This window comes from Streptomyces sp. NPDC087440 (genome assembly GCF_044744005.1).
Taxonomy (GTDB): domain Bacteria; phylum Actinomycetota; class Actinomycetes; order Streptomycetales; family Streptomycetaceae; genus Streptomyces.
Map to the genome: position 1 here is coordinate 269,236 of NZ_JBIUXN010000002.1, position 24,271 is coordinate 293,506.

A 24,271-nucleotide genomic window follows, 5' to 3' on the forward strand; every position below is an offset into this window, starting at 1 on the left:
GCTGAAGCCGCCTCACCGCTTCACCCGTCCGCGCACGGCCAGCACCGCGAAGCCCAGCAGGACGGGTTCGGCCAGGCGGGAGGCCATTTCCGTGTACGTGCCGACGGTGGTCAGCCCCTGCCCCGAGGAGCGGAACACCACCGAGTTCACGACCACGCGCAGGCTCTTCTCGAAGCGGGACGTGGTGAGGCGTTCGGGGAGGGCGGTGGTGGGGTTCATGGGTGGCGGAGTGTCCGTGGTGAGGCGGACGTCCCGGCCGGAGGCGGAGATCGTGCCCGTGGAGACGGGGTGGGGGTCCTCCGTCGGCAGGCCCCACAGCATCATCGCCAGCAGCGTCCCCGTCATGGCCAGCAACAGCCAGCTCATCGCGCGGGCCGCGCGCAGGCCGTAGCCGGACAGGGCCCAGTAGGCGTGGAGCAGACCGCGTTCGGCGCGGGGGACCGAGCGGTCGTGGCGGCGCATCTCCATTTCGCCGTAGTAGAAGTCGGCTGCCCCGGGCTCGTTCTTGCTGTCCTCGAAGGACTTGCGGAGCTGGCGGTAGACGGCGGCGAGGTGGGACGGCCCGGCGTATTCGAAGTTCGGGTCGGGCCCGCGGAACTGCCATCCCCGTACCCCGGTCAGCTGCTGTGCCCGCCAGTGGTGCTCCTCGACCAGGGTGCGGCGCGGTGTGAAGCGGCGAGGGAGGCCGAACCGCCAATGCGTCCCCGCCGGTACGCCGTTGAAGGAGCACACCCCTTCCAGTCGCAACTGCTCCAGGTGGATCGTCCCGGTGAAGCGGCAGCGGGAGAGGTTGATGTCGGAGAGGACCAGGTGGGCGGCGTCCACGCCCCGCAGGGAGGTCAGCCACACGGTGGGGAATCCGCGATTGCCCAGGAAGCTGTCGTCCATCGGTGCCGAACCGGGTGCGGCGAAGGGGGCTCTGGAACAGGAGACGGCCACGGGGTACTCGAACACGGCGTGCTCGAAGTCGGCCCTGGCGAACCGGAGCCGGATGGTCGCCGACGACATCCAGTGCGCCCGCTGGCACGACACCCGGGGTGCGGCGATCGCCAGCGTCAGGGGTGAGCGGAACACCGCGCCCGAGAAGTCGACGGTTCCCCGGGAGATGATCGGGCCCAGCTCGGTCGACTGCTCGAAGGTCGCCGACCGGAAGGCGACGCCGCGCGCGAAGGACGTCGCGTGGAAGAGGGCGTCGCCCGTGAAGGCGGTCTCGTTGAAGCGGGCCTCGGCCGTGAAGCCGGCCCGGACGAAGCGGGCCTCGCGGGCGAAGGCTGCTCCTTCGAAGTCCGCGACACCGCCGAAGGCCGCCTGGCTGAAGCGCGCGTCGTGCGAGAAGGTGGCCGCGCCGAACCGGGCGACGTTCTGGAAGCGGGCCCCACCGAACACGGCCTCGTGCGTGAACGTCGCCGCATCGAAGTGGGCGTCGCCCCAGAAGGTGGCCGCAGGGAACCAGGCCGGGCCCCTGAAGACGGCCGAGTCGAATCGCACGAGGTCGGCGAAGTAGGCCCCGCCGAACAGGGCGTCCGCCGCGAAGTTCACCGAATGGAACGAGGCGCTCGTCTCGGCGCCTGCGCCGCGCTTCGTGAACCGGGCCCCCTCGAACCCCGCCTCGCCCGCGAAGGCGGCCCGGTCGAACTGCGCCTCCCCGCTGAAGGTCGCCCCGTCGAACCAGGCACCCCCGCCGAAGTCCACCGCCCCGAACCAGGCGTCCCCCGTGAAGACCGCCCCCTCGAACCGGGCGTCCCCCAGCCGGGGCCGCTCCCGCTCCGGATCGTCCAGTGCCCTCAGCACGGTGGCGAGGAGCTGGGTGTCGAAGGGCGTCCCGCGGTGGTCGACGGGGTCCCCGGGGCGGAGGCCGTCCAGGTACGCGGTGCATTCCTCGGCGGGCAGGTGGGCCAGGCATCCTTCACTCCCGCCGACCCTGATGCCCCGGCATCCCACGGGGTCGCCGCCGCCAAGGTCGGCTCCGTGTCCGCAGTGCGGCCAGTCGGGCGGGTCCGCAGGGTTGGGGGCCATGACTGGAGGACGGTGGAGCGGGGCAACGCGGTTGCGCCGAAGGGTTGTTGGGCCCCCTCACGGACGAGGGGGGAGCCGTGCACGCCCGGAACGGGGGCAAGCGCGTCTGGTTCGGGCTCAAGGAATGCAGGGAATGGGCCGGGGAGTCGGGGCAACCCGAGCCAGGAGGGCGTTGCGCGCGCGGGAGAGGTGACGGGACGTGGTGGTGCGCAGGAGGATCCGGAGCGCGGGGGGCGAGGTCCGGTGATGCTGCTCAAGCGGGCCTACCGCACCGCCCAGCCCCTCTTCCCGCTGCTGGCGATGTCGCTGCTGGTGCAGACGGCCTGGCAGCTCGGGCCCGACGTGCTGTGGGGGAAGGTCCTGGTGTCCTTGGGCGTGTTCGGGGTGGTCGCGCTCTTCCTCTGGTGGCGGTGGGGTGGCGAGGGGCCGCCGCTGGACCCCGACGAGATCAAACGGCGGTTCCGGCGCGAGACGGCGGCGACCGGTGAGTGGGTGCGGCTGGTGATTCCCGTACGGGCCGTGGAGAAGGGGCTTCCGGCCGGGGGCCACTACCTCGCCTTCACCGACCGTACGGTCACGGCCTTCACGTACGCGCGCTCCTCCGACACCTTCACCCGCCTCTGGCGCGCGGACCGGGACGTGGTGGCCCTGCACGGCAGGTACGTGGTGGTCACGCAGGACGGGGCGACCGAGCGGCGGGCACTGGTGCCCTTCCCGCTGCGCGGAGACGTGGAGTACTGGGAACGGACCGGCTGAACCGCCGAACAGGGGGAAGAATGACAGTTCGACTGAGACGGTGCGGAAGGGCGATGCGGAGTGGCGGTACGGACAGTGACCCGCGTCGCGGCGGGAGCTGCTGCGGCGGCGGCGCTGGCCGGGATGGTGCTGGGTGACGAGTCCGTGGTCATCCGGGTGGGCGAGGGGGTGTTCGCGTGCGGTGCGCTGCTGTTCGTGCTGCTGCCGTCGCGGGCGCTGCTGCGCACCGGGCGCCCGGTGATCGTCAAGGCGTCGTCGGGTGAGGGGGCGGTTGCTCCGGGCCTCGTCGGCCGGCGGACGAGCCGGGTGCTGTACGTCCTTGCCATCGTCGTCGCGCTGTTCAACGCGGCGCTGAGCGGGCTCACCGGGGACTACGGGGGGATGTGCTTCCCGAGTGCGATGGCGCTGTTCTTCCTGGCGTCGATGCTGCTCGGCACGGACATGTACCGCGCGCAGCGCGCCGCCGTTGCCCCGGCCTGAGTCTGGGCAGCGGCAACCGGCCGGTCCTGGTCACCCGAGCTCTACTCATAGCGAGTCTGTCTCTGGGGCAATTCCCCAGTACCTGGTTACTGCGGAACTGGATGTGGCGATCGCCCCGTGTTCTTCACCGATGGTACGGAGCTCGCTCGTGCCCCTTCAGGGGCGCGGGGAACTGCGCGCCCAGCCACGACGCACTCGCACGGCACCGAGACCCAACACCCCCTGCACGGAACCTGCTCCCCCTTGCCCCGCGGGTTTAGGTGAAGGGGTGGGGCTGGGGATCCCCTTGCCCCGGCGGGGCGGGGCTGCGCGTGCCCGGCGACGGGAGGCGGCCCGGGGCCCGGGCGGTGACGCGTACCCGGTGGCGGGGGTGGGCCAAGGGGCGGCACCCGGGTGGGCCGGGAGCGGGAGGGGCCGCCCCCTTGCCCGCCCGTTCCGCCCCCGGGGGGCGGCCCCGCCGCCCAAGGGGACGAGGGAGGTGGAGGGCGGCCCGCTGCCCAGGGGGGTGGCTGAGGTGGGCGAGCGCCGGAAGGCGAGCGTGTGTTCAAGGTGGCGGCCGTGCGGAAGGCGGACCTTGAGCGGTACGCGGTGCGGGCGGCCCGGGTCTGACGGTCCCCGGTGGGCGCGGGGCGGCCGTCATGGGGTGACGCTCACCACCCCCGCTTCCGGGCGGGGCAGGGAGTCCAGGGCCTGTATCAGCGGGATGTGCAGGACGAGGGCGATGAGGGCGATGACGAGGTGCCGACGGGGGACGTGGGTGGCCATGGGGGACTCCCTTCACTGGTGGGGTCGGGCTGGGGGCCAGTGATGCGAAGGTAGGCCGGAGACGGGGTACGGGGCGTCACCCCGTGGGCCCAAGTCCCGTGTAGTACCTGGGTACCAGGGGGGCGAGACCAGGGCCCCCGTGGCCCGCACGCGCCCGGCGGCGACACCCCGCACCCGCCAACGGTGTCACCCCCGCACGCGCCCGGCGGCGACGCCCCGCACTCGCCCAGCGGCCCGCCCCGCCCCGACGCCCCCGCACGGGAACCCTGCGATTGCCCCCGCACCACGCGGCCCCGACCCACCGGTACGGCATGACGTTGACCTCACGCCCCCTCACACCCGGGCGCCCGGGGAGGCGAATCCCGTGTTCCGGTTCCTCACCCGACGCAGCGTCCAGCTCACCGCCCTCGTCGTCGTCCTGCGCCGCCTCGTCCGCGACGCCCTCCCCTTCAACTGGCCCGCCCCCGGCGCCCCTCGCACCGTTTCGGCATCAAGCCGTGAGGCGCGCAGACCGGGACGTCACGCCGCGAGCCGTCACGCCGTGAGCCTGCGGACCCTGCGCGCCACCCTCCGCACCGTCGGACTGCGCGGTACGAACGCCAGCCGCCGCGGCAGTCCGCCCGGCAGCCCCAGCGCCGTCAGCCGCCGCCGCTTGAAGTAGCGGCGGGTGCGCGGGGACAGCCCCGAGCGCAGGAAGCGTTCCGCGTCCGCCCGCCGCCCGGCGAGGACCTGCGGCTGCATCGCGTACCCCACCGCCGCGACCAGGGGCGAGGCCGCGGGCGACGGCGTCGGGGCTCCCTCCAGGTCCGGCAGGAGGGCGTCCGCCAACGTCACCGGAATGCGGTTGCTGTTCTCGTACGGAGTGAGCCGCTCCAGCAGCACGTCCGTCCCCACCCGCGCCACCGGAATCCCGTACAGCGCCCGCGCCGTGAACAGCGCCGTGGAGAAGCACCCCACCACCAGCGCCGGCCGCAGCCGCCGGAAGAGGACCTCCGCGAGGAGCGGCGAGTCGAAGACCGTCAGGTCCGCGCCCAGCGAGGCCGCCTCCTCCTCCAGCCGGCGCGACCAGCCCACCGGCGCCGCCGGGTGCGGCTTGAAGACCACCCGCCGGTGCCCGCGCGCCACCGCCCCCCGCAGCATCCGCACGTGCAGGGCCTCTTCCTCGGCCGCCGTGAGGATGTCCAGCGCGCAGAGGTACTGCCCGAGCAGGAGCGCCGGCGCAGGCGCCTCCACCAAGTCGTCGTCCACGTAAGGGAGTTCGGCCAGCACCTCCAAGAACGCCTCCGTCGGCACCACCTCCCCCCGCACCCCGAACTCACTCAGCAGCAGCGGCCGCAGCCCCGGCACCAGATCCAGGTGCAGCAGCCGCCGCACCCGCCCCCCGACCAGCGGGTCCAGCTTGTTGCGGGTGGGCCCGTAGCTCATCAGCCCGTCCGCGTACACCTCGATCGGCGCGTCCGGGAAGAGCTGCGCCACCGCCTGCGCGGGCGCCACCTGGATCGACTCCAGGACGAGGGAGACCGCACACCCCTCCAGCTCCCACTCGCGCCTCAGCTGCCGCTCCCACAGCGGCACATCGTCCGGGCGCGGCGTCCACCCGGACGGATGCAGCGGTGCGATCGTCGCGTTCCAGTCCCGTACGTCGTCGAAGCGCGTCCGCAGCAGCGCGAAGCCCGGCGCCTCGGTGAAGGGGGGAGTGACCTCGGGGGTCGCCGCGTTGTTGCTGGTCAGCAGGATGCGGCGGTCGGCGGGCGGGAAGCAGCCGCTGTCCAGGGCGGCGGCCAGGGTCGCCGTACCGTACAGGGTCGACGCCAGGAAGATCTGAACGATCACGCCGCCGCCCCCAGCCCCAGCCCCCGCCGCAGCCGCCGCAGCCGGGTCGCCCGGTCCACGTCCATCGCGTTCAGGGCCTCCGCCAGAATTCCCTGCGGCATTCTCCGCAGTGCCGCCGCGCTCATCGCCCGCAATTTCCTCGCCACCGCCGGTTCGAACCTTTTCGAGTCGTCCGCACTTCCCAAATGGTGGGAAATGATCGCGCAGTACGTGCGCACTGCTTTCGGGAGCAGCGCCCGCGCATCCGCGTCCCGCGCCGTTTCTTCCAACACCTGGTCGAATGCGCGGATGAAGTCGAGTTGTCGTACGTCCCCGATCTGGGTCAGCGAGGACGCGATGCCGCGCCGGTAGAAGACCCCGAGCAGCCCCACCACCCCGAAGGACTCCGCCTCCCGGTGCAGCCGCCAGATCCACGGCCGGTCCTCCGCCGTGCGCAGCCCGTCCGTGAAGTGGAGCAGCCCCCGGTCCAGGAGCCGACGGTGGTAGACGCCCGCCCAGGCGTACGCGTAGTCCACCGACGTCGAGCGGTCGGCGGGCAGGATCGCCTCCCTCGGCGACACCGACTCCCCGCGCCGCCCGTGCGGAACGCGCTGCACCACCCGGGTCCGCCCCGTGCACTGCACATGGTCCGTACGGACGAAGTCACACCCCAACTCCTCTACAGCGGCGACGAGTTGAGCCAGATATCCCGGGGCCAGCCAGTCGTCCCCGTCCAGGAACGTCAGGTACTCGCCGCGTGCCGCGTCCAGGCCCGTGTTGCGGGCCGTCGCCAGCCCGCCGTTGCGCTCGTGTCTGAGCAGCACCGCCCCCGGAAGATCACGCTCCGCCCGGGCCAGCAGCTCCGGGGTCGCGTCCGTCGAGCAGTCGTCGACGAGAAGGAATTCGAAGTCCTCGCGCACGTTCGCACGCAGACTTCGCAGGGCATCGGGGGCGTATGTCTGCACGTTGTAGAACGGCACGACGACGGAGAGCTTGACCACAGCCGGGACATTAGGGCGCGGGGGCGGATGCCGGATGAACCGGCCGTGTCCGGGCGGTGAAGCGCGCGGGTATTCGCCCCCGAATTCGGGGTGCGTAACGCCTCGTCGGCTCCTGTTAACCCTTTGTTGCGGCCGAGTTGGGCCGCCCAGTGGAACCACTCCCTAACTTGTCCGTCGTGCCCACGCTTACGAGTGCAACATTCACCGGCACGGCAAGTGCGAGGAATTCCCTGCGAGTTGCCGTCATCGCGGATTCGGACACCCGTTGGAAATGGGGTGCGCTGACGGCGCGCCGCATTGCGCAGGGGAGTGCGGACGCGGAACTGAGCGGCTTCCTGCTCCGGGGCCGCGCCACCCCGACGGCCCGTCAGCTCTCCGAGGTCGGAGCCGAGCTGGGCGAACCGCGCGAGGTCACCGGGGCGGAATTCCTGGCACAGGTCGAGCGGGGACCGTACGACGTGGTCGTCCTCGCCCTCGTCGGCGGCTCCGTGCAGGCGCTGCTGCACGGCATGGCCCGGCTGTGGCCCGGCCCGCAGCACCGGCCGGTGCTCGTCACCGGCTATGTGGGCGTCGTCTACGAGAAGCTCGCCGACGGGCTGCTCCTGCGCCACGGCGCGGACATCGTCCTCGCCAACTCCCCGTACGACGAACGCCGGTTCAAGCAGGTGTACGAGGGGGTGGGCGCCGACGCGTCCGCCGTGACCCGCGCCGCGCTGCCCTTCCTCGGCGGCGCGCCCTACGCCGGGGTCGCCGACGCGGTGGTGTTCGCCGCGCAGCCCTCCGTGCCCGAGCGGCGCGCCGACCGGGCGTACCTGCTGCGGCGGCTGGTGCAGCACGCACGGCTGCACCCGGGCCGCGAAGTCGTCCTCAAGCTGCGCAGCAAGCCGGGCGAGCACACCACCCACATCGAGGAACTTCCCTACCAGCGGCTCGTACGGGACCTCGATCCGCCCGCCAACCTCCGCCTCGCGTACGGGCACATGGGCGAGGTGCTGGACCGGGCCGGGCTGCTCGTCACCGTCAGCTCCACCGCCGCGCTGGAGTCCCTGCACCGGGGCATCCCCACCGCGATCCTCACCGACCTGGGCGTCCGCGAGCCGCTCGGCAACCACCACTTCCTCGGCTCCGGGTGCCTGACCTCCTGGGACGCCCTGGACGCGGGCCACCGGCCGCAGGCGTCGGGGGAGTGGCTGCGGGAGCAGGGGGTGCTCGCCGAGGGCGATCCGTACGAGGACGTACGGCTGCGGATCGACGGCCTCCTCGCCCGGCCGGTGCTCCCGCCCGTCTCCCCGTACTACAGCCCCGCCACCGCCACCGGCTACCTCCCCGGCATCCTCGCCCGCCACCGCCTCGACGAGGCCCCGCGCGCAGAGGTGTCCCGGGCACGCCGGCTGGTCCGGGAGGCGGCGCGGGGGGCGTACCGGCACGGGGTGCAGCGGGTCGCACCGGTCATTCGACGCATGGGAGAGCTGTGATGGGCGGTCCTGACCGTAGGGTGCTGGCCGTGATCCCCGCCCGGGGCGGCTCCAAGGGAGTGCCGGGCAAGAACCTGGCCGAGGTGGGGGGAGTGCCGCTGGTCGTACGGGCGGTACGGGCCTGCCTCGCGGCGCGGCACGTCACCGAGGTGGTGGTCTCCACGGACTCCGAGGAGATCGCGGCGGTGGCCCTGGCCGCCGGGGCGGAAGTGGTGATCAGGCCCGCCTCCCTCTCCGGCGACACGGCGTCCAGCGAGGCGGCGGTGCTGCACGCGCTGGACGCCCAGGCGGAGGGGGAGGGGGCGGACGTGGTCCTCCTGGTCCAGTGCACCTCGCCCTTCGTGACGCCGGAGGACGTGGACGGCGTCGCCGCGGCGGTCCTCGCGGGAGCGGACAGCGCGCTGACGGTGTCCGCCTTCCACGGCTTCGTGTGGCGGGAGGAGGCGCCTCCCGCTGCCGCCGACCGTCCCGGGCCCGCCCGTTGTGCCCCCGGCACCGGCGTCAACCACGACAAGGCAACCCGGCCGAGGCGCCAGGACCGGCCCCAGGACTTCCTGGAGACCGGGGCCGCCTACGCCATGGACGTACCCGGCTTCCGCGCCCACCGGCACCGCTTCTTCGGGCGCACCGAGGTGGTCCGTACCGACCCCGCCCGGGTCCTCGAAATCGACGACCCGCACGACCTGGCCCGCGCCCGCGCCCTCGCACCGCTCCTCGACCCGCCCCGGCACCCGACCCTCGCCGACGTCGACGCCCTCGTCATGGACTTCGACGGCACCCAGACCGACGACCGGGTCTGGATCGACGCCGACGGGCGGGAAGTGGTGTCCGTGCACCGCGGGGACGGCCTCGGCATCGCCGCCCTGCGCACCCACGGCCTGCCCCTGCTCACCCTCTCCACCGAGGTCAACCCCGTCGTCGCCGCCCGCGCCCGCAAGCTCCGCATCCCCGTCCTGCACGGCATCGAGCGCAAGGACGTCGCGCTCAAGGAGTGGTGCGAGCAACGGGCGATCGACCCCTCCCGGGTCCTCTACGTCGGCAACGACGTCAACGACCTCCCCTGCTTCTCCCTCGTCGGCTGGCCCGTCGCCGTGGCCGACGCCCACGACCACGTGCGGGCCGCCGCCCGCACCGTGACCACCACCCCCGGCGGCCGCGGAGCGATCCGCGAAATCGCCGCCTGGCTCCTTGGCCCGAGCCTCAGCAACCCGACCAACACCCCGAACACCCCGACCCACATCCCCAACATCCCCAACACCCCCAACACCCCGTAAGGACCCCGCACATGAGCAACACCACCCGCCTGCGCACCCTCGGCACGAAGACCGCAGGCCCCGGCCACCCCGTCTACATCACCGGCGAGATCGGCATCAACCACAACGGCGACCTCGACAAGGCCCTCGCCCTCATCGACGCCGCCGCCGAGGCCGGCTGCGACGCCGTCAAGTTCCAGAAGCGCACCCCCGAGATCTGCACCCCGCGCGACCAGTGGGACATCGAGCGCGACACCCCCTGGGGCCGCATGACGTACATCGACTACCGCCACCGCGTGGAGTTCGGCGAGGACGACTACCGGGCCATCGACGCCCACTGCAAGAAGCGCGGCATCGACTGGTTCGCCTCCCCGTGGGACACCGAGGCCGTCGCCTTCCTGGAGAAGTTCGACGTCCCCGCCCACAAGGTGGCCTCCGCCTCCCTCACCGACGACGAACTCCTGCGCGAGCTGCGCGCCACCGGCCGCACCGTCATCCTCTCCACCGGCATGTCCACCCCGGCCCAGATCCGGCACGCCGTCGAGGTCCTCGGCAGCGCCAACATCCTGCTCTGCCACGCCACCTCCACGTACCCCGCCGTCGCCGACGAGCTGAACCTCCGCGTCATCCACACCCTCCAGGCCGAGTACCCCAACGTCCCCATCGGTTACAGCGGCCACGAGACCGGCCTGCAGACCACCCTCGCCGCCGTCGCCCTCGGCGCCGCCTTCGTCGAGCGGCACATCACCCTCGACCGCGCCATGTGGGGCTCCGACCAGGCCGCCTCCGTCGAGCCCGGCGGCCTCACCCGCCTCGTGCGCGACATCCGCACCATCGAGGCCTCCCTCGGCGACGGCGTCAAGAAGGTGTACGAGTCCGAGCTCGCCCCCATGCGCAAGCTCCGCCGCGTCGCAGGCGTCGTCGCGGAAGCCGACCACCAGCCCGCAGGAGTCTGACGGCCATGACCCCCCTTTCCGGCGCCCCGAGCACCCTCGCCTTCGTCGAGAGCCCCGTCCAGCTGCTCAACGTCCTGGAGTGGGTCCACACCCAGGCGGTCACCGAGCCGTACGACCTGACGATCGTCGTCCTCTCGCCCCGCGACCCCATGTCCCGCGGCCAGCTCCGCCGGATGGCCGAGCTGGCCCGCGGCGAGGGCTGCGCGGTGCGCTGGGAGGACGCCCGCGAGGGGGCCGGGGCGCCGCTGCGCACCGTCGCAGGGCTCGCCCCCGCCCTGCGACGGGCCCGCACGGTCGTCATCGGCGACCCCTTCTCCCGGTACGTCCAGCTCCTCCTCACCCTCGTCAAGGCCCCGAACCTGGTGGTCGTCGACGACGGCACCGCCACCATGGAGTTCGCCGGACAGCTCGCCCGCGGCGAGCGCCTGGTGCGCTGGCACCGGCGCGGCACCGGCGGCGGGGCGCGCGAACTCCTCCTCGCCCCCGTCACCACCTCGGCACGCCGCCGCCTCGCCCCCGGCCCCCGGCGCACGGTGGAGCTCTTCACCGCGATGCCCGTCACCGAGGCCCTGCCCGGCATCACCGTCACCGCCAACGAGCTGGCCTGGACCCGCGCCCGGTTCGGCCCGCCCCGCATCACCCGCACCGCCGACATGGTCGGCACCTCGCTGGTGGAGACCGGGGTCGTCGACCTGGAGCACTACATCGGCGCGGTCCGCTCCCTCACCCTGGACCACGGCGCGACGCGCTACTTCGCCCACCGCCGCGAGAACACCGACAAGCTCCACCGGCTCGCCCGGGAGACCGGCCTGGAGATCGTCCGCCCCGATCTGCCCCTCGAACTCATCGCCCGCAGAGGCCCGATCGGGCGTACGATCCTGAGCTTCCCCTCCACGGTCGTACACACGCTCCCCAGGGCACTCGTGGGGACGGACGTGAAAGTCGCGGTCTGTGACGTTGATCCCGGATGGCTGGCGGCGGACGCCTCGCCCCGTGCCCGGGGTTTCCTCGCCGGGGTCACCGGGACCGCCCGTGACGTGCGGAAACTCCGTGTACTGCCCGCGACGTAACCTCGCTTCATACCCGTCTTACATCCTGGACACACCTCTGTCATGCAAATTTCTTACGCCTATCGGGCTGAACTTTTGTTGATGGGTAGGCAGTTGGGGGTCGGTTGCGCCTACCGTTGACGGGGTGAACCAGTTGATCTCCCTCGTGTCCGAAGCCGGTCCCGACGCCGGAGACGATCTGCCCGGCACGCTGCCCGACGCGCTGCGTGCCGAACTGATCGCCTTCCGCCGGGACTTGCACATGCACCCCGAGCTCGGCAACCAGGAGTTCCGCACCACCGCCGCCATCAAGGCGCGCCTGGAGAAGGCGGGCCTGAAGCCGCGCGTGCTCCCTGGAGGCACCGGGCTCATCTGCGACATCGGCGAGTGGGACGGCGTGACGCCGATGCTCGCGATGCGGGCGGACATCGACGCGCTGCCCATTCCGGACGCCAAGGTGGGCGTGGCCTACCGCTCCACCGTCCCGGACCGGGCGCACGCCTGCGGGCACGACGTGCACACCACCGTCGTCCTCGGCGCGGGCCTGGTCCTCGCCGAACTGGACCGCAGGGGTCAACTTCCGCGTGCGGTACGTCTGCTGTTCCAGCCCGCGGAGGAAGTGCTGCCGGGCGGGGCCGCCGACGCCATCAAGGCGGGCGTCCTCAAGGGCGTCGGCCGCATGATCGCCGTGCACTGCGACCCCAAGGTCGACGCGGGGCGTATCGGCCTCCGGGTGGGCCCCATCACCTCTGCCTGCGACCGGCTGGAAATCGCTCTTGACGGACCCGGTGGACACACGGCCCGCCCGCACCTGACCACGGACCTCGTGACGGCCGTGGCGAAGGTGGCCACCGAGGTCCCCGCCGTCATCTCGCGCCGCGTCGACGCCCGCTCGGGGCTCTCCGTCACCTGGGGCCGCATCGAGTCCGGCCACGCCTGCAACGTCATCCCGATGCACGCCGAACTGTCCGGCACGGTCCGCTGCCTGGACCTGGACACCTGGCGCGAGGCCCCCGACCTCATCCACGCCGCCGTCGCCGACATCGCCGACCTGCACGGCGCGAAGTCCCAGATCAACTACATCCGGGGCGTCCCGCCGGTCGTCAACGACGGCACGGTCGTCGAGCTCCTCGTCAACGCCATGGCCGCACGGCTCGGCCCGTACTCCATCGAGGACACCGAGCAGAGCCTCGGCGGCGAGGACTTCTCCTGGTACCTCGAACACGTACCCGGCGCGATGGCCCGCCTCGGCGTCCGCACCCCCGGCGACACCGTCAAGCGCGACCTGCACCGGGGCGACTTCGACGTGGACGAGAGCGCGATCACCGTCGGCGTCGAACTCTTCACGGCTGCCGCACTGATGGACGCGAAGGGCTAGCGCGCAGGGCGATCCGGCCCTAGCTTCGTAGACAGCGGGGGCGTCCGCGGTGACCGAAAGGTGCCGCAGACGCCCTTTGTGCATTCCTCCAATGCGGTTCGCTATGTCCGTTGTGAGTATGTACATTGCTTATGTACGACACACCCTGGTGAATCGAACGCGCGACGATCCGGTAACGACTCATGAACGGGTCTTTAACCGGCATCTACGCGCGTTACGATCGCCGCGAAACCAGCGCCGGACAGAGGCGCTTCGGTCAGGTTGAAGGAGCGTCCCGTGCGCCGGGTATCCAAGATCGCTGCTGCGAGCATCGCCACTGCGGCCCTCGCTTTCACCGCCACCGCGTGTGGCGAGTCGTCCACCGGGAGCTCCACCGGCTCCGGTGAGGGCGGCGGCAAGCTCAAGATAGGCATGGCCTACGACGTCGGCGGCCGTGGCGACAACTCGTTCAACGACTCCGCGGCCCGCGGCCTGGACAAGGCCAAGAAGGACCTCGGCGCCGAGACCAAGGAGCTCACCGCCAAGACCGGTGAGACCCCGGCCGACCGCGAGCAGCGCCTGGCCTCCCTGGCCGAGGGCGGCTTCAACCCCGTCGTCGCCGTCGGTTACGCCTACCAGGACGCCCTGGTCAAGGTCGCCAAGAAGCACCCGAAGGTCACCTTCGGCCTGGTCGACTCGGTCGCCGACGCGAAGAACATCAACAGCATCGTCTTCACCGAGGAGCAGGGCTCCTACCTGGCGGGCGTCGCGGCCGCGACCAAGTCCAAGGACGGCAAGATCGGCTTCATCGGCGGCGTCGACATCCCGCTGATCAAGAAGTTCGCGGCCGGTTTCCAGCAGGGCGTCAAGGACACCAAGCCCTCCGCCTCGGTGGCCATCCAGTACCTCTCCTCCGGCTCGGACATGTCCGGCTTCGGCAGCCCCGACAAGGGCAAGGCCGCCGCCAAGGGCATGCTCGACAAGGGCACCGACGTGATCTTCGCCGCCGCGGGCGGCTCGGGCGCCGGCGCGATCGAGGCCGTCGCGGGCGTCAAGGGCTCCTGGGCGATCGGCGTCGACTCCGACCAGGCGCAGGACCCGTCGCTGTCGAAGTACAAGGATTCGATCCTCACCTCCGTCGTGAAGAACGTCGACGCCGGTGTCTTCGAGCTCGCCAAGTCCGTCAAGGACGGCAAGCCGAAGACGGGCACCTCGACCTTCTCCCTCGCGGAGAACGGCGTCACCCTCACCACCACGGGTGACCACCTGAAGGACATCCAGGGCAAGCTGGACGAGGCGAAGAAGAAGATCGTGGACGGCACCATCAAGGTCAAGTCCACCCTCTGAGCCACCGCTTGAGGACGGGGCCCGAAGAGTTGCTCACGCGGCTCTTCGGGCCCCGATTCCTGTGCCCGGCCCGGCCCCACCCCCGCCGACAACCGGAACCGGCCCTGCCCCGCTTCACTTTTGAGCAAGGCTGCTTCACAATTCGGCGTAGCTACGCGCGTAGCACGCGCGGTGCGCGGTAGTTTTCCGCCACACCCCTTCACGCCGTCCAGCGCCCCTCGTACGTACGTACCCCTCGCCTCAGCTTCTTCGCCTCCTGCCTAGGAGAGTGCGCCATCAAAGCGTCCAGCAGTCCCCACGCCGCCTCCCGAGCCGCCGACAGCACGCCCGCTGTGGAGCTGCACGGCATCACCAAGCGGTTCCCCGGTGTCGTCGCCAACCACGACATCGCCATCACCGTGCGCCGCGGCACCGTCCACGCCCTCGTCGGCGAGAACGGTGCGGGCAAGTCCACCCTGATGAAGATCCTCTACGGGATGCAGAAGCCGGACGAGGGCACCATCGCCATCGACGGCGAGCAGGTGTCCTTCAACAGCCCCGGCGACGCCATCGCCCGCGGCATCGGCATGGTGCACCAGCACTTCATGCTCGCGGACTACCTCACCGTCCTCGAAAACGTGGTGCTCGGCTCGGAGAAGCTGTACGGCATCGGCGACAGGGCCCGCGCCAAGATCAAGGAGATCTCCGACGCGTACGGCCTGAACGTGCGGCCCGACGCCGTCGTCGAGGACCTCGGCGTGGCCGACCGCCAGCGCATCGAGATCCTCAAGGTCCTCTACCGGGGCGCCCGCACCCTGATCCTCGACGAGCCCACGGCCGTCCTGGTCCCCCAGGAAGTGGAAGCGCTCTTCGAGAACCTGCGCGGCCTCAAGGCCGAGGGCCTCACCGTCATCTTCATCTCGCACAAGCTGGGCGAAGTCCTCTCCGTCGCCGACGACATCACCGTCATCCGGCGCGGCACCACCGTCGGCACCGCCGACCCGGCGAACACCACGCCCAAGCAGCTCGCCGAGCTGATGGTCGGCAGCGAGCTGCCCTCCCCGGAGACCCGCGAGTCGACCGTCACCACGACGCCGATGCTCACCGTCTCCGACCTGAAGCTGAGCGCCGTCGACCCGGACGGCGTCGCCCGCTCGGTCCTCGACGACATCGCCTTCACCATCCACAAGGGCGAGGTCCTGGGCATCGCCGGCGTCGAGGGCAACGGCCAGGCCGAACTGGTCGAGGCCATCATGGGCATGCGCACCCCGGACGCGGGCGCCGTCACCCTCGACGGCACCGACATCTCCACCACCCCCACCCGCAAGCGGCGCGAGGGCGGCATCGGGTACATCCCCGAGGACCGCCACAAGCACGGCCTCCTCCTGGAGTCCCCGCTGTGGGAGAACCGCATCCTGGGCCACGTCACCGAGAAGCCCAACAGCAGCAAGGGCATCCTCGACCCCAAGGCCGCCCGCGCCGACACCCAGCGCATCGTGCGCGAGTACGACGTCCGCACCCCGGGCATCGACGTCACCGCGGCCTCCCTCTCCGGCGGCAACCAGCAGAAGCTGATCGTCGGCCGCGAGATGAGCCACCACCCGAAGCTGCTCATCGCCGCCCACCCCACCCGCGGAGTGGACGTCGGCGCGCAGGCGCAGATCTGGGACCAGATCCGCGAGGCCCGCCGCGACGGCCTGGCCGTCCTGCTCATCTCGGCCGACCTGGACGAGCTGATCGGCCTCTCCGACACCCTGCGGGTCATGTACCGCGGCCGTCTGGTCGCCGACGCCGACCCCGCCACCGTCACCCCCGAGGAGCTGGGCTCCGCCATGACCGGCGCGGCCACCGGCCACCTGGAGGCCTCCGCCGAGGACCTGGCACAGGCCCAGGCCGAGGCCGCCGCAGGGCGCGCCCAGGACACCCCCGACACCCACCCCCGGACTGGGGGAGAGGACCGATGAAGAAGTTCGACAAGGAGCGCCTGCTCCTGGGACTCGCGGCCCCGCTGCTCGCGATCGTGGCCGCGTTCCTGGTCACCGCCGTGGTGCTGCTCGCCACCGGCAAGGAGCCGTTCAGCGCCTTCGGGATCATGTTCGACTACGGCGTCAAGTCCGACAGCCAGGTCTACATCCTGAACAAGGCCACCACGTACTACCTGGCAGGTCTGGCGGTCGCCGTCGGCTTCCGGATGAACCTCTTCAACATCGGCGTCGACGGCCAGTACCGCCTCGCGGCCTTCTTCGCCGCGGCGCTCGGCGGCGCGCTCACGCTCCCCGGCATCGTCCAGATCCCCCTCATCATCCTCACCGCGATGATCGTCGGCGCGATGTGGGCGGGCATCGCCGGTGTCCTGAAGGTCACCCGCGGCGTCTCCGAGGTCGTCTCGACGATCATGCTGAACATGATCGCCACCGCGATCATCGGCTACCTCCTCCAGCAGGGCCGCCTCGGCCACCTGGACAGCGCGGGCACCAAGGTGGCGACCAAGCCCCTCCCCGAGTCCTCGCACTTCTTCTCGATCCCGACCCAGCCCGACGCCGACCCCATCTGGGGCTTCATCGTGATCGCCGCGATCGCGGGCATCGCCTACTGGTTCATCCTGTCCCGCACCCGCTTCGGCTTCGACCTGCGCACGGTCGGCGCCTCGGAGTCCGCGGCCGACGCGAGCGGCGTCAACGTCAAGAAGATGGTCGTCACCTCGATGATCATCTCCGGTGTCGTGGCGGGCCTGGTCGGCATGCCGACCCTCCTCAACGACTCCTACGAGTACGGCGGCGACTTCCCGACCGGCATCGGCTTCACCGGCATCGCCATCGCCCTCCTCGGCCGCAACCACCCGGTCGGCATCGCGCTCGGCGCCATCCTCTGGGGCTTCCTGGAGCGGGGCACCGGCAAGCTCGAATTCGAGGGCTACGACAAGGAGATCGTCGGCGTGATCCAGGGCGTCATCGTCCTGTGCGTCGTCATCGCGTACGAAGTGGTCCGCCGCTACGGCCTCAAGCGCCAGCAGCGCCAGGTCGGCGCCAAGCTGGCCGCCCAGGCCAACAACTCCCAGAAGCAGGAGGTGTCGGCGTGAGTACGGCGACTTCCACCCCGGCACCGAAGAAGCAGGGCCCGGTGAAGGCGGCGGCGTCCCGCCTCACCTTCCCGATGGTCCTCCTGATCATCGCGGGCGCACTCGTCGCCCTGTCCGCGGTGCGTGCCATCACCGGCGCGCAGGACATCACCGCCGCCGGCCAGATCGGCGCGGCGCTGTCGATGGCCGTCCCGATCGGCCTGGCCGGTCTCGGCGGCCTGTGGGCGGAGCGCGCGGGCGTCGTCAACATCGGCCTCGAAGGCATGATGATCCTGGGCACCTTCTTCGGCGCCTGGGCGGGCTGGCAGACCAGCCCCTGGATCGGTGTCCTCGCGGGCGTCGTCGGCGGCATGCTCGGCGGTCTGCTGCACGCGATCGCCACCGTCACCTTCGGTGTCGACCACATCATCTCCGGCATCGCGATCAACATCCTGGCGCTCGGCTTCACCACGTACTTCGCGAAGCTGTGGTTCAACAGCGGCGAGGCCCTGGCCAAGGGCGGCAGCCCGAAGCAGTCCCCGCCCGCCGAGGACATCGGCACGGTGACCGTCCCCGGCGTCTCCGACTGGCTGTCCTCGATCGAGAAGCACCACTGGTTCTTCGTCTCGGACCTCGCGGGCGTCCTCGGCGGCCTGGTCACGAAGGTCTCCCTCCTCACCGTCGTCGCCGTCCTCCTCTTCGCCCTCACCTTCTGGGTCCTGTGGAAGACGTCCTTCGGCCTGCGCCTGCGCTCCTGCGGCGAGAACCCGATCGCGGCGGAGTCCCTCGGCGTCAACGTCTACAAGTACAAGTACATCGCCGTGATCGTCTCGGGCGGCATGGCGGGCCTCGGCGGCGCCTTCCTCTCCCTGGTCACGTCCCACATCTACAACGAGGGCCAGACCGGCGGCCGGGGCTACATCGGCCTCGCCGCCATGATCTTCGGCAACTGGCGTCCGGGCGGCCTCGCCATGGGCGCGGGCCTGTTCGGCTTCGCCGACGCGCTCCAGCTCCGCAACGGCGGCTCCTCCGTCCACGCGCTGCTGCTGCTCCTCGTCGTCCTCCTGGTGGGCCTGGCCCTGTGGAAGGCGTACAAGAAGGCGTACATCGCGGCCGCCATCTCCGCCGTCATCGCGGCGGGCATGCTGGTCTGGTACCTCGGTACGGACACGGTCCCGACCGAGTTCGTGAGCGCCACCCCGTACGTCGTGACGCTCCTCGTCCTCTCCCTGTCGGCGCAGAGGCTGCGGATGCCGAAGGCGGACGGCATGCGCTACCGCAAGGGCCAGGGCAAGTGACGCCCGCCGACACCGTCGACTGGGAGTCGCTGCGGAAGGAGGCCCGGGACGCGATGTCCCGGGCGTACGTCCCGTACTCGAAGTACCCGGTCGGCGCGGCGGCCCTGGTGGACGACGGCCGCACGGTCTCCGGCTGCAACGTGGAGAACGCGTCGTACGGGCTGTCGCTGTGCGCCGAGTGCGGCCTCGTCTCCGCCCTGCACGCGTCGGGCGGCGGCCGGCTCACCCACTTCACGTGCGTGGACGGCCGGGGCGCCGTGCTGATGCCGTGCGGGCGCTGCCGCCAGCTGCTGTACGAGTTCGGCGGCCCGGAACTCCTCCTGGAGACCTCCACGGGGGTCCGCACCCTCGGCGAGATGCTGCCGGACGCCTTCGGGCCCCAGCACCTGGCCTGACCGGAACGATCTCCCTCCGAACCCCCCGATCCGCTCAGCGGGCCGGGGGGTTCGGCATGTCGACACGTTCGACGCCCGTTACTTGACCAGGTGGAAACCCGGATGCTGGAGCCAGGCCGCCAGGAACTCCACGTCACCGACGTGCCGGAACCACCGCCCACCGCCGCCGGTGTCGTACGAGACCTCCGCGACTCTTCCCGGCAGGGAGGCGACCAGGGCTCTCGCCCGCTCCAGCAACTCCTCGGTGCCCGTCTCGTCGCGTGGGGTGGGATGGCTCAGGACGCCGTCGAAGTCGATCAACGCGTTGAGGCGTTCGGCGAATGCGAGCGCCAGGTGACCGAGTGCTCGGTGGTTCGCCGGGCCCGAGCGGCCCGCGCCGAGCACCAGCCCCTGTGCGGGGGGCTGTGAGAAGGCCGAGTAGTCCTCGTCCGCTGCTGGTAGATCCTCGTCCTCCGACAGGAAGAACACGCCAAGGTCGTTGGGGTCCTCCGTAGGGAGACCCAGCGCCGAGCCGTCCCGCAGCCAGAAGTCCAGGTCGCTGCCGATTTTGGTCTCGACCGGCTCGCAGAAGTTTTCCAGCCACGGGGTCACATCGGCCCGGATGTCTCCGAAATCGCGTGGTTCGAAGAGCCACAGCCCGACCGCCGGTCCTGCCATGGTCCCCTCCGGGGAGTTGTGGTCCAGTGCCGTTGCCGTACGGACCCGGTTCTAGCAGGTCGGGTCGGGGCCGGGAGGGGGTGGTCCTCGGGGCGGGGAGGAGCACCCCCTCTGGCGGCGTTAGCGGGGGGCTTCTTGGGGGAGCCCGGCGATGAAGGTTGTCCAGGCTTCGGCGCGGACGATGAAGGCGGGGCCGTGGGGGAGCTTGGAGTCGCGGATGGCCATGGCGTGGGGGAGGTGGGAGCCTTCGACGCAGTTGCCGCCCTGGTTGTCGCTGTAGCTGGACTTGAACCAGGCCATGTCGCGTACGGCTTCGGCGCAGAGGCGGGCGCCTTCGACGCAGGCGCCGCCCTGGTCGTTGCTGTAGCTGGACTTGAACCAGTCGGCGCCGCTCAGGGTTCCCGCGTTGGTGATCGTCACGTTCTGTGCTCCTCGATTGCTGTCCTGATCAAGTTCAGGGATTCCTGCGGCCCTGCGGCGAGGGCGCTGAGATCCGCGAACGCGTCCTCGTACCGCTCGATGGCGTCATCCTGGCGGATCACCCACGCTGCCGCGAGGTTCTCCAGGTATACAAGCGGCTTGAGGGCTGCACGTTCCGGAAAGTGGAGCACGAAGAAAGTGCCGTTCATGCCGGGGTGTACGCCCGCTGCGTAGGGCACGACCTGTACCCGGACATTGGGGCGAGACTCCACCAAGTGGACGATGTGGGCCAGTTGCTCGCGCATCAGGCCTGGCGATCCGATCACCCGGCGCAGCACCGCCTCGTTGAGGATCGCCGTGTACTTGAGCGGCGACTTCTTGCGGTGCAGCACTTCCTGTCGGGTGGTGCGGATGGTCACCAGTTTGTCCACGTCGTACGGCGACATCCCTGCGTGCGCCCGCTTGTAGATTGCGCGGATGTACGCCTCGGTCTGGAGCAGTCCGGGGACGAACTCGGCCTCGTACGTCTGGAGAACGGTCGCCGTCGACTCCAGCCCGAAGAACGCCTTGGCCCCGGGCTGGATGACTGGGCGGTACTCGGCCGACTGCCACCAGTCCTTCTTGGTCTTGGTGACGGCCGCGTACCCGACGAGCTTTGCGCGTAGTTCCGGGTCCGCCCCGTAGATCTCGCAGAGGGCCATGATTTCGGCTGGTTCGACCGACGAGTTCTCCCCGGCCTCTAGGCGGGAGAGCTTGGACGGGCTCCAAATGAGCTTCTTGCACACCTGGCGGGCGGTGAGGTCCAGGGCTATCCGCAGGGCGCGGAGTTCGTTGCCGAGCTGAAGACGGCACAGGGTGGGCGTACCCGCCTCCACGTCTGTGATCATCTGCTGTCCCCTCTGCGTTGTGTTCAGTCTGAAGGGGAACGTTCCGCTGGTGCAAGGAACGTTCTGCGAATTCGTGGAACGTCGCGGAGCTTGGCGTGAACTACCGCTCTGACCTGGGGAGTTGACGCGCGGATTTGAGTGGTGGAATTCCTCGGACTCCGTTCCACGGTAGCGGCCCGGCTGTCACGCTTACCTCAAGTCGCCTGAATGGGGCGGTCATTGTGCGGGCCCATTCGGCCCTTGCCGCCGCACCCGTCACATCCGTAACTCGGACATCGAGCGGGTGAGGGCGATGAGTGAACCGGAATGGAAAGGATGCGGAAATGAAGGCGTGGAGCGTGAGTGATCTCGGTGAGGAAGGTGCGGAGGAAATCCCCCGGGCCCTCATGACCCTTTGAGTGTCCCGGGACTCGGGGCGGACTTGGTCGGCCGAGACGGTGGTGCGGGAGGGGGACCCGGTGGTCATTCTGGACAACCCGGTGCGCTTCCCGGACTGCCTGTGCGTTCGGTGTCTCGCGGGGCGTACACGTCCGGCGCGTGCGATGCGGCCGGCCGTCTGATGCGTTGTGCGGGGCGGGTTGAACTCCCGGACTGTCTGGTGGAGTTGGTTTCGGAGCGGTGTGGTGGGTTGCTTGGTGATGGGTGGGTGCGGTGTGACCTGGTCGTGCATGAGCAGGGGGAGCACTTCGGGCTCATCGACTCGCTGCACCGGGGGTGGGCGCTGTGGGCCACGTGGGCGGAAGGGGTGGAGGGAGGGGAGGGGGCGGTGGAGTTGGTGGAGGTGGGCGACTGTGAGGCGGTTGGTCCCGCGCCTGGGGGTGACGGGTGCTGTCTGTTCGTCGGGCACGAGGGGCGGCATACCTGGGAGTCGTCGGAGTGCGGTGGGGCTGGGGCTGGGGCGGGATCGGTGACGCGCCCTGTGGGGTGAGGGGAGGGCGGTGGTTGATTGGCCCGGGTCGGGTGGTGGTGGGGGCGGTGTCCGGTGGGCCCGGATCGCGGGTGCGGGTGAGATCCCGGAGTGGGGTGGGGCCGGGTCGGGTGTTGGTGGGGGCGGTGTTGGAGTGGGCCCGGATCGGGTGTTGGTGGGGCCGTCCTCTGGACCGGAGTGTGGCGCTTCCGGGGAGCCCGTCAAGGGCGCTCCTACGTCGCGTCGGCTTCGCCGATTTCGCTTCGCTTCACCCTTGACAGACTCCCCTCCAGCGCAGGTTTCGTTTTGCGGAGGACGGCCGAAAAATGGCCCCGGGGAAGGTCCGGGGAGTGGCCGTGCGCCGTTGCCGGGCGGCGGGTGTGTGGGTGGGGGCTCCGGGAAACGGCCGAGGTCGTACGTATCCCCGTCGGTGAGTGGGTGGGGTGTCGGCTCGTGGTGGCGGGAGCGTGCGTCTGATGGCTGCCGGTGGGGGTGCGCCGACCTCAATGGGGCTGCTGGTGTGGGCTTTGCGGGTGCGGGCCGCCGTAGGGCCAGTGCTCAAGCTGGTTGCTGATGTGAGTGGGTGGATTCCAGGGAAGTAGCCGTGCTGGGACATATACGTTCGACGCACACAACGCCATCCAGCCCCCGGAATGCTGGCTTCCGCTGTCCCTGATGCCTGGAGGGAGCGGACATCTATCGGTACCGGGACAGACGGGCGGTGGGTGATGGCGGCGGAGGCGGTAGGGGTGTCTCAGAAGTGGGACACTTTGGGGCCAATCTGTCCTACTTCTGGTAGTCCCCCCCGCGAGGCCGCTTGTAGGTCGGTCTTTGCTTCCGTCTACGTGGAGGAGGTGAGCTGGTCGCGTACCCATCTGGGATCGGGGTTGGTGTGTGGTTGGCCCGTCACGATGATGGTGGGCACGGTTTCGTTGCCGTCGTTGACTGCCCTCACCGCTGCGGCTCCTGCCGGGTCGCGCCAGATGTTGACCCAGTGCAACTGTCCCGCGCTGCGGCCCAGTTGGATGCGTAGTCGCATGCAGTATGTGCAGCCAGGTCGCCAGAAGACGATCGGGCGGCCGTCGATCGCGCTGAGGCGTTGTGCCTCCTGCGTGTTGATCGAACTCGGAAAGAGGAAGGGGGAGTTCACCCAGGCGAGCGCCAGGAACGCCAGCAGCAGTGCTGTGGCTGTACCGGGGCCCCCTGTGATCAGCTGCCCGGCCGCGATGGCTGAGCCGCTGAGGACGAGCAATATCGGTAAGGTCCAAGCACGCATCATGGTGAAGCAGGCTACCGATGAGTCGAGATGCTGCTCGCAACAGTCCGCTCGCCGGGGCATTCGACTTCACATTCCGCCTGTGGGAGTGGATACGGCTCGAGCGGCTTCCTTTCCGGCCCCAGGGCTCCCGCTCCTGGGCCAGTAGTCACGTAGTCACGGACCCACCCACGCGTCCGTACTGCGGCGAGCGTCATGCGGAACCGTCGATGAGTATGACCGTGGACCGCGTACGAGAGATCGCCGAAGTCGCCCTCACTTCCGTGCCCCTCCGCGCTCCCTCGATGGCGTCCCGCCAAGTGGTGTAGCCGATCAGCAGGGCGGAATGCGTGGGTAGTTGCCCCGATCGACCTCGCCGGAGGCCGTTGGGCCTCGCCGGGCCAGGACAGGCCGCAACGGCCGGGCCCGCCGTCGAAAGGGACCGCGCGCCGGTCCCGTACCAGAGGTGGTACGCCTTGATCGCCTACAGGCACGAGAGGGGGCGCGACCCGACAGCGAGTGGGTGTCTCGGAAGGAGGGCGCTCTTGCGCGCCTTCCGAGCCTGCCCGCAGGTGGCTTCCCGCGAAGCGGTGCAGCGGGACAGGCGAGCGGAATGCTGGGGTGGTGGTGCTCGTCGCCTTCGTTAGGGGCGATGGGGGCACTCGGCCAGGACTGGCCGGTATGGCTGGATCCGCGTGCGGAAGAGGTCGCCCGTCGGTCCCGGACTGCACGGCCCCTCGCGAACCGGTCCCCACGACCGCTCGTGCGGCTATGACGGTGCAGGGTGAGGGCCGTAGGTTCGTGTGGTCGAGGCTGAAGGTGGAAGGGGTTGGGGCGCATGATCGAGAGCCAGATCACGATCAAGCTCACGAGCGATCAGGCATTGGTGTTGTCGGACTGGCTGGAGAAGCTCCAGATGACGGATCTCAGTCGTGTCATCGACGATCCGGCAGTGTGGTCACCGATCCATCGAATTGCCGGAACGTTGGACAAGGCGCTTCCCGAGCTGTTCGCGGCGGACTGTGCCCAGCGGCTTGAGGCGGCTCGCCAGCGCCTCCGAAGCTGTTGATATCACCCCGGGTCATGCGCTCAACAAGGAGACGCAGTCATGCCAACCCTGAATGCCGGTCGCCCCGTTGCACGGCGAC

General features: G+C 70.4%; 21 protein-coding genes. 13 read left to right on the forward strand and 8 right to left on the reverse strand.

Features of this window, described 5'->3' with window-relative positions; translation table 11 throughout:
- Window positions 1-12: 12 nt before the first annotated feature.
- Window positions 13-2,016, reverse strand: a complete 2,004-nt coding sequence (locus tag ACIO3O_RS05905) for a pentapeptide repeat-containing protein (RefSeq protein WP_401742422.1) — start codon at window positions 2,014-2,016, stop codon at window positions 13-15.
- Between the two features lie 246 nt (window positions 2,017-2,262).
- Here ACIO3O_RS05905 and ACIO3O_RS05910 point away from each other — a divergent pair, with 246 nt between their 5' ends.
- Both ACIO3O_RS05910 and ACIO3O_RS05915 read left to right on the forward strand, forming a co-directional pair.
- Window positions 2,263-2,772 carry a hypothetical protein gene (locus ACIO3O_RS05910; protein WP_401742425.1) on the forward strand — a complete coding sequence of 170 codons (510 nt, stop codon included), beginning with the start codon at window positions 2,263-2,265 and terminating at the stop codon, window positions 2,770-2,772.
- Window positions 2,773-2,832: 60 nt separating this feature from the next.
- The gene (locus tag ACIO3O_RS05915; RefSeq protein ID WP_401742427.1) at window positions 2,833-3,252 is read left to right on the forward strand and encodes a hypothetical protein; all 420 of its coding nucleotides are present in this window, start codon (window positions 2,833-2,835) and stop codon (window positions 3,250-3,252) included.
- Window positions 3,253-3,888: 636 nt separating this feature from the next.
- On the opposite strand, the gene ACIO3O_RS05920 is transcribed toward ACIO3O_RS05915, so the two are convergent.
- The 3 genes from ACIO3O_RS05920 to ACIO3O_RS05930 all read right to left on the reverse strand — a co-directional run bounded on the left by ACIO3O_RS05920 (window position 3,889) and on the right by ACIO3O_RS05930 (window position 6,830).
- Window positions 3,889-4,017: a hypothetical protein gene (locus tag ACIO3O_RS05920; protein ID WP_401742428.1), complete on the reverse strand. Its 129-nt coding sequence runs from the start codon at window positions 4,015-4,017 to the stop codon at window positions 3,889-3,891.
- Window positions 4,018-4,551: 534 nt separating this feature from the next.
- Window positions 4,552-5,850: an alpha-2,8-polysialyltransferase family protein gene (locus ACIO3O_RS05925; RefSeq protein WP_401742431.1), complete on the reverse strand. Its 1,299-nt coding sequence runs from the start codon at window positions 5,848-5,850 to the stop codon at window positions 4,552-4,554.
- Window positions 5,847-6,830 (reverse strand): glycosyltransferase family 2 protein, encoded by a 984-nt coding sequence (locus tag ACIO3O_RS05930; RefSeq protein WP_401742433.1) that lies wholly within the window; start codon window positions 6,828-6,830, stop codon window positions 5,847-5,849. Before ACIO3O_RS05930 ends, ACIO3O_RS05925 begins: the two co-directional genes overlap by 4 nt.
- A gap of 176 nt (window positions 6,831-7,006) precedes the next feature.
- On the opposite strand from ACIO3O_RS05930, the gene ACIO3O_RS05935 reads away from it, so the two are divergent.
- The 10 genes from ACIO3O_RS05935 (at window position 7,007) to ACIO3O_RS05980 (ending at window position 18,997) form a co-directional block, all read left to right on the forward strand.
- Window positions 7,007-8,305 (forward strand): DUF6716 putative glycosyltransferase, encoded by a 1,299-nt coding sequence (locus tag ACIO3O_RS05935; protein ID WP_401742436.1) that lies wholly within the window; start codon window positions 7,007-7,009, stop codon window positions 8,303-8,305.
- Window positions 8,305-9,579, forward strand: a complete 1,275-nt coding sequence (locus tag ACIO3O_RS05940) for a cytidylyltransferase domain-containing protein (protein ID WP_401742438.1) — start codon at window positions 8,305-8,307, stop codon at window positions 9,577-9,579. The genes ACIO3O_RS05935 and ACIO3O_RS05940 overlap by 1 nt, the downstream gene beginning before the upstream one ends.
- Before the next feature lie 11 nt (window positions 9,580-9,590).
- Window positions 9,591-10,514 carry an N-acetylneuraminate synthase family protein gene (locus tag ACIO3O_RS05945; RefSeq protein WP_401742441.1) on the forward strand — a complete coding sequence of 308 codons (924 nt, stop codon included), beginning with the start codon at window positions 9,591-9,593 and terminating at the stop codon, window positions 10,512-10,514.
- Window positions 10,515-10,519: 5 nt separating this feature from the next.
- The gene (locus ACIO3O_RS05950) at window positions 10,520-11,584 is read left to right on the forward strand and encodes a hypothetical protein (RefSeq protein WP_401742443.1); all 1,065 of its coding nucleotides are present in this window, start codon (window positions 10,520-10,522) and stop codon (window positions 11,582-11,584) included.
- 133 nt (window positions 11,585-11,717) lie between these two features.
- The gene (locus ACIO3O_RS05955) at window positions 11,718-12,941 is read left to right on the forward strand and encodes a M20 family metallopeptidase (RefSeq protein ID WP_401743384.1); all 1,224 of its coding nucleotides are present in this window, start codon (window positions 11,718-11,720) and stop codon (window positions 12,939-12,941) included.
- Between the two features lie 276 nt (window positions 12,942-13,217).
- Window positions 13,218-14,267 carry a BMP family protein gene (locus tag ACIO3O_RS05960; RefSeq protein ID WP_401742446.1) on the forward strand — a complete coding sequence of 350 codons (1,050 nt, stop codon included), beginning with the start codon at window positions 13,218-13,220 and terminating at the stop codon, window positions 14,265-14,267.
- A 275-nt stretch (window positions 14,268-14,542) separates the two neighbouring features.
- The gene (locus tag ACIO3O_RS05965) at window positions 14,543-16,210 is read left to right on the forward strand and encodes an ABC transporter ATP-binding protein (protein ID WP_401743387.1); all 1,668 of its coding nucleotides are present in this window, start codon (window positions 14,543-14,545) and stop codon (window positions 16,208-16,210) included.
- Entirely contained in the window at window positions 16,207-17,325 is a 1,119-nt protein-coding gene (locus ACIO3O_RS05970; protein ID WP_401742448.1) for an ABC transporter permease, read from the forward strand. The genes ACIO3O_RS05965 and ACIO3O_RS05970 overlap by 4 nt, the downstream gene beginning before the upstream one ends.
- The gene (locus tag ACIO3O_RS05975) at window positions 17,322-18,602 is read left to right on the forward strand and encodes an ABC transporter permease (RefSeq protein ID WP_401742449.1); all 1,281 of its coding nucleotides are present in this window, start codon (window positions 17,322-17,324) and stop codon (window positions 18,600-18,602) included. The genes ACIO3O_RS05970 and ACIO3O_RS05975 overlap by 4 nt, the downstream gene beginning before the upstream one ends.
- The gene (locus ACIO3O_RS05980; protein ID WP_401742452.1) at window positions 18,599-18,997 is read left to right on the forward strand and encodes a cytidine deaminase; all 399 of its coding nucleotides are present in this window, start codon (window positions 18,599-18,601) and stop codon (window positions 18,995-18,997) included. The genes ACIO3O_RS05975 and ACIO3O_RS05980 overlap by 4 nt, the downstream gene beginning before the upstream one ends.
- Window positions 18,998-19,075: 78 nt before the next feature.
- Here ACIO3O_RS05980 and ACIO3O_RS05985 read toward each other — a convergent pair whose 3' ends face one another.
- The 4 genes from ACIO3O_RS05985 to ACIO3O_RS06000 form a co-directional block, all read right to left on the reverse strand.
- On the reverse strand, window positions 19,076-19,654 hold the full coding sequence (locus tag ACIO3O_RS05985; RefSeq protein ID WP_401742454.1) for a DUF6368 family protein: 579 nt from the start codon (window positions 19,652-19,654) through the stop codon (window positions 19,076-19,078).
- Between the two features lie 120 nt (window positions 19,655-19,774).
- Window positions 19,775-20,074: a DUF397 domain-containing protein gene (locus ACIO3O_RS05990; RefSeq protein WP_401742456.1), complete on the reverse strand. Its 300-nt coding sequence runs from the start codon at window positions 20,072-20,074 to the stop codon at window positions 19,775-19,777.
- On the reverse strand, window positions 20,071-20,961 hold the full coding sequence (locus ACIO3O_RS05995) for a helix-turn-helix domain-containing protein (protein ID WP_401742457.1): 891 nt from the start codon (window positions 20,959-20,961) through the stop codon (window positions 20,071-20,073). Before ACIO3O_RS05995 ends, ACIO3O_RS05990 begins: the two co-directional genes overlap by 4 nt.
- A 1,748-nt stretch (window positions 20,962-22,709) precedes the next feature.
- Window positions 22,710-23,147 carry a glutaredoxin domain-containing protein gene (locus ACIO3O_RS06000; protein WP_401742460.1) on the reverse strand — a complete coding sequence of 146 codons (438 nt, stop codon included), beginning with the start codon at window positions 23,145-23,147 and terminating at the stop codon, window positions 22,710-22,712.
- An 814-nt stretch (window positions 23,148-23,961) separates the two neighbouring features.
- On the opposite strand from ACIO3O_RS06000, the gene ACIO3O_RS06005 reads away from it, so the two are divergent.
- A complete protein-coding gene (locus ACIO3O_RS06005; protein ID WP_401742462.1) occupies window positions 23,962-24,192 on the forward strand; it encodes a hypothetical protein in 231 nt (76 codons plus the stop codon).
- Window positions 24,193-24,271 lie beyond the last annotated feature (79 nt).

Coding starts and splice junctions, on each gene's coding strand:
- ACIO3O_RS05905 (WP_401742422.1), bottom strand. CDS start 2,016: ATGGCCCCCAACCCTGCGGACCCGCCCGACTGGCCGCACTGCGGACAC.
- ACIO3O_RS05910 (WP_401742425.1), top strand. CDS start 2,263: ATGCTGCTCAAGCGGGCCTACCGCACCGCCCAGCCCCTCTTCCCGCTG.
- ACIO3O_RS05920 (WP_401742428.1), bottom strand. CDS start 4,017: ATGGCCACCCACGTCCCCCGTCGGCACCTCGTCATCGCCCTCATCGCC.
- ACIO3O_RS05940 (WP_401742438.1), top strand. CDS start 8,305: ATGGGCGGTCCTGACCGTAGGGTGCTGGCCGTGATCCCCGCCCGGGGC.
- ACIO3O_RS05945 (WP_401742441.1), top strand. CDS start 9,591: ATGAGCAACACCACCCGCCTGCGCACCCTCGGCACGAAGACCGCAGGC.
- ACIO3O_RS05950 (WP_401742443.1), top strand. CDS start 10,520: ATGACCCCCCTTTCCGGCGCCCCGAGCACCCTCGCCTTCGTCGAGAGC.
- ACIO3O_RS05970 (WP_401742448.1), top strand. CDS start 16,207: ATGAAGAAGTTCGACAAGGAGCGCCTGCTCCTGGGACTCGCGGCCCCG.
- ACIO3O_RS05985 (WP_401742454.1), bottom strand. CDS start 19,654: ATGGCAGGACCGGCGGTCGGGCTGTGGCTCTTCGAACCACGCGATTTC.
- ACIO3O_RS05995 (WP_401742457.1), bottom strand. CDS start 20,961: ATGATCACAGACGTGGAGGCGGGTACGCCCACCCTGTGCCGTCTTCAG.
- ACIO3O_RS06000 (WP_401742460.1), bottom strand. CDS start 23,147: ATGATGCGTGCTTGGACCTTACCGATATTGCTCGTCCTCAGCGGCTCA.
- ACIO3O_RS06005 (WP_401742462.1), top strand. CDS start 23,962: ATGATCGAGAGCCAGATCACGATCAAGCTCACGAGCGATCAGGCATTG.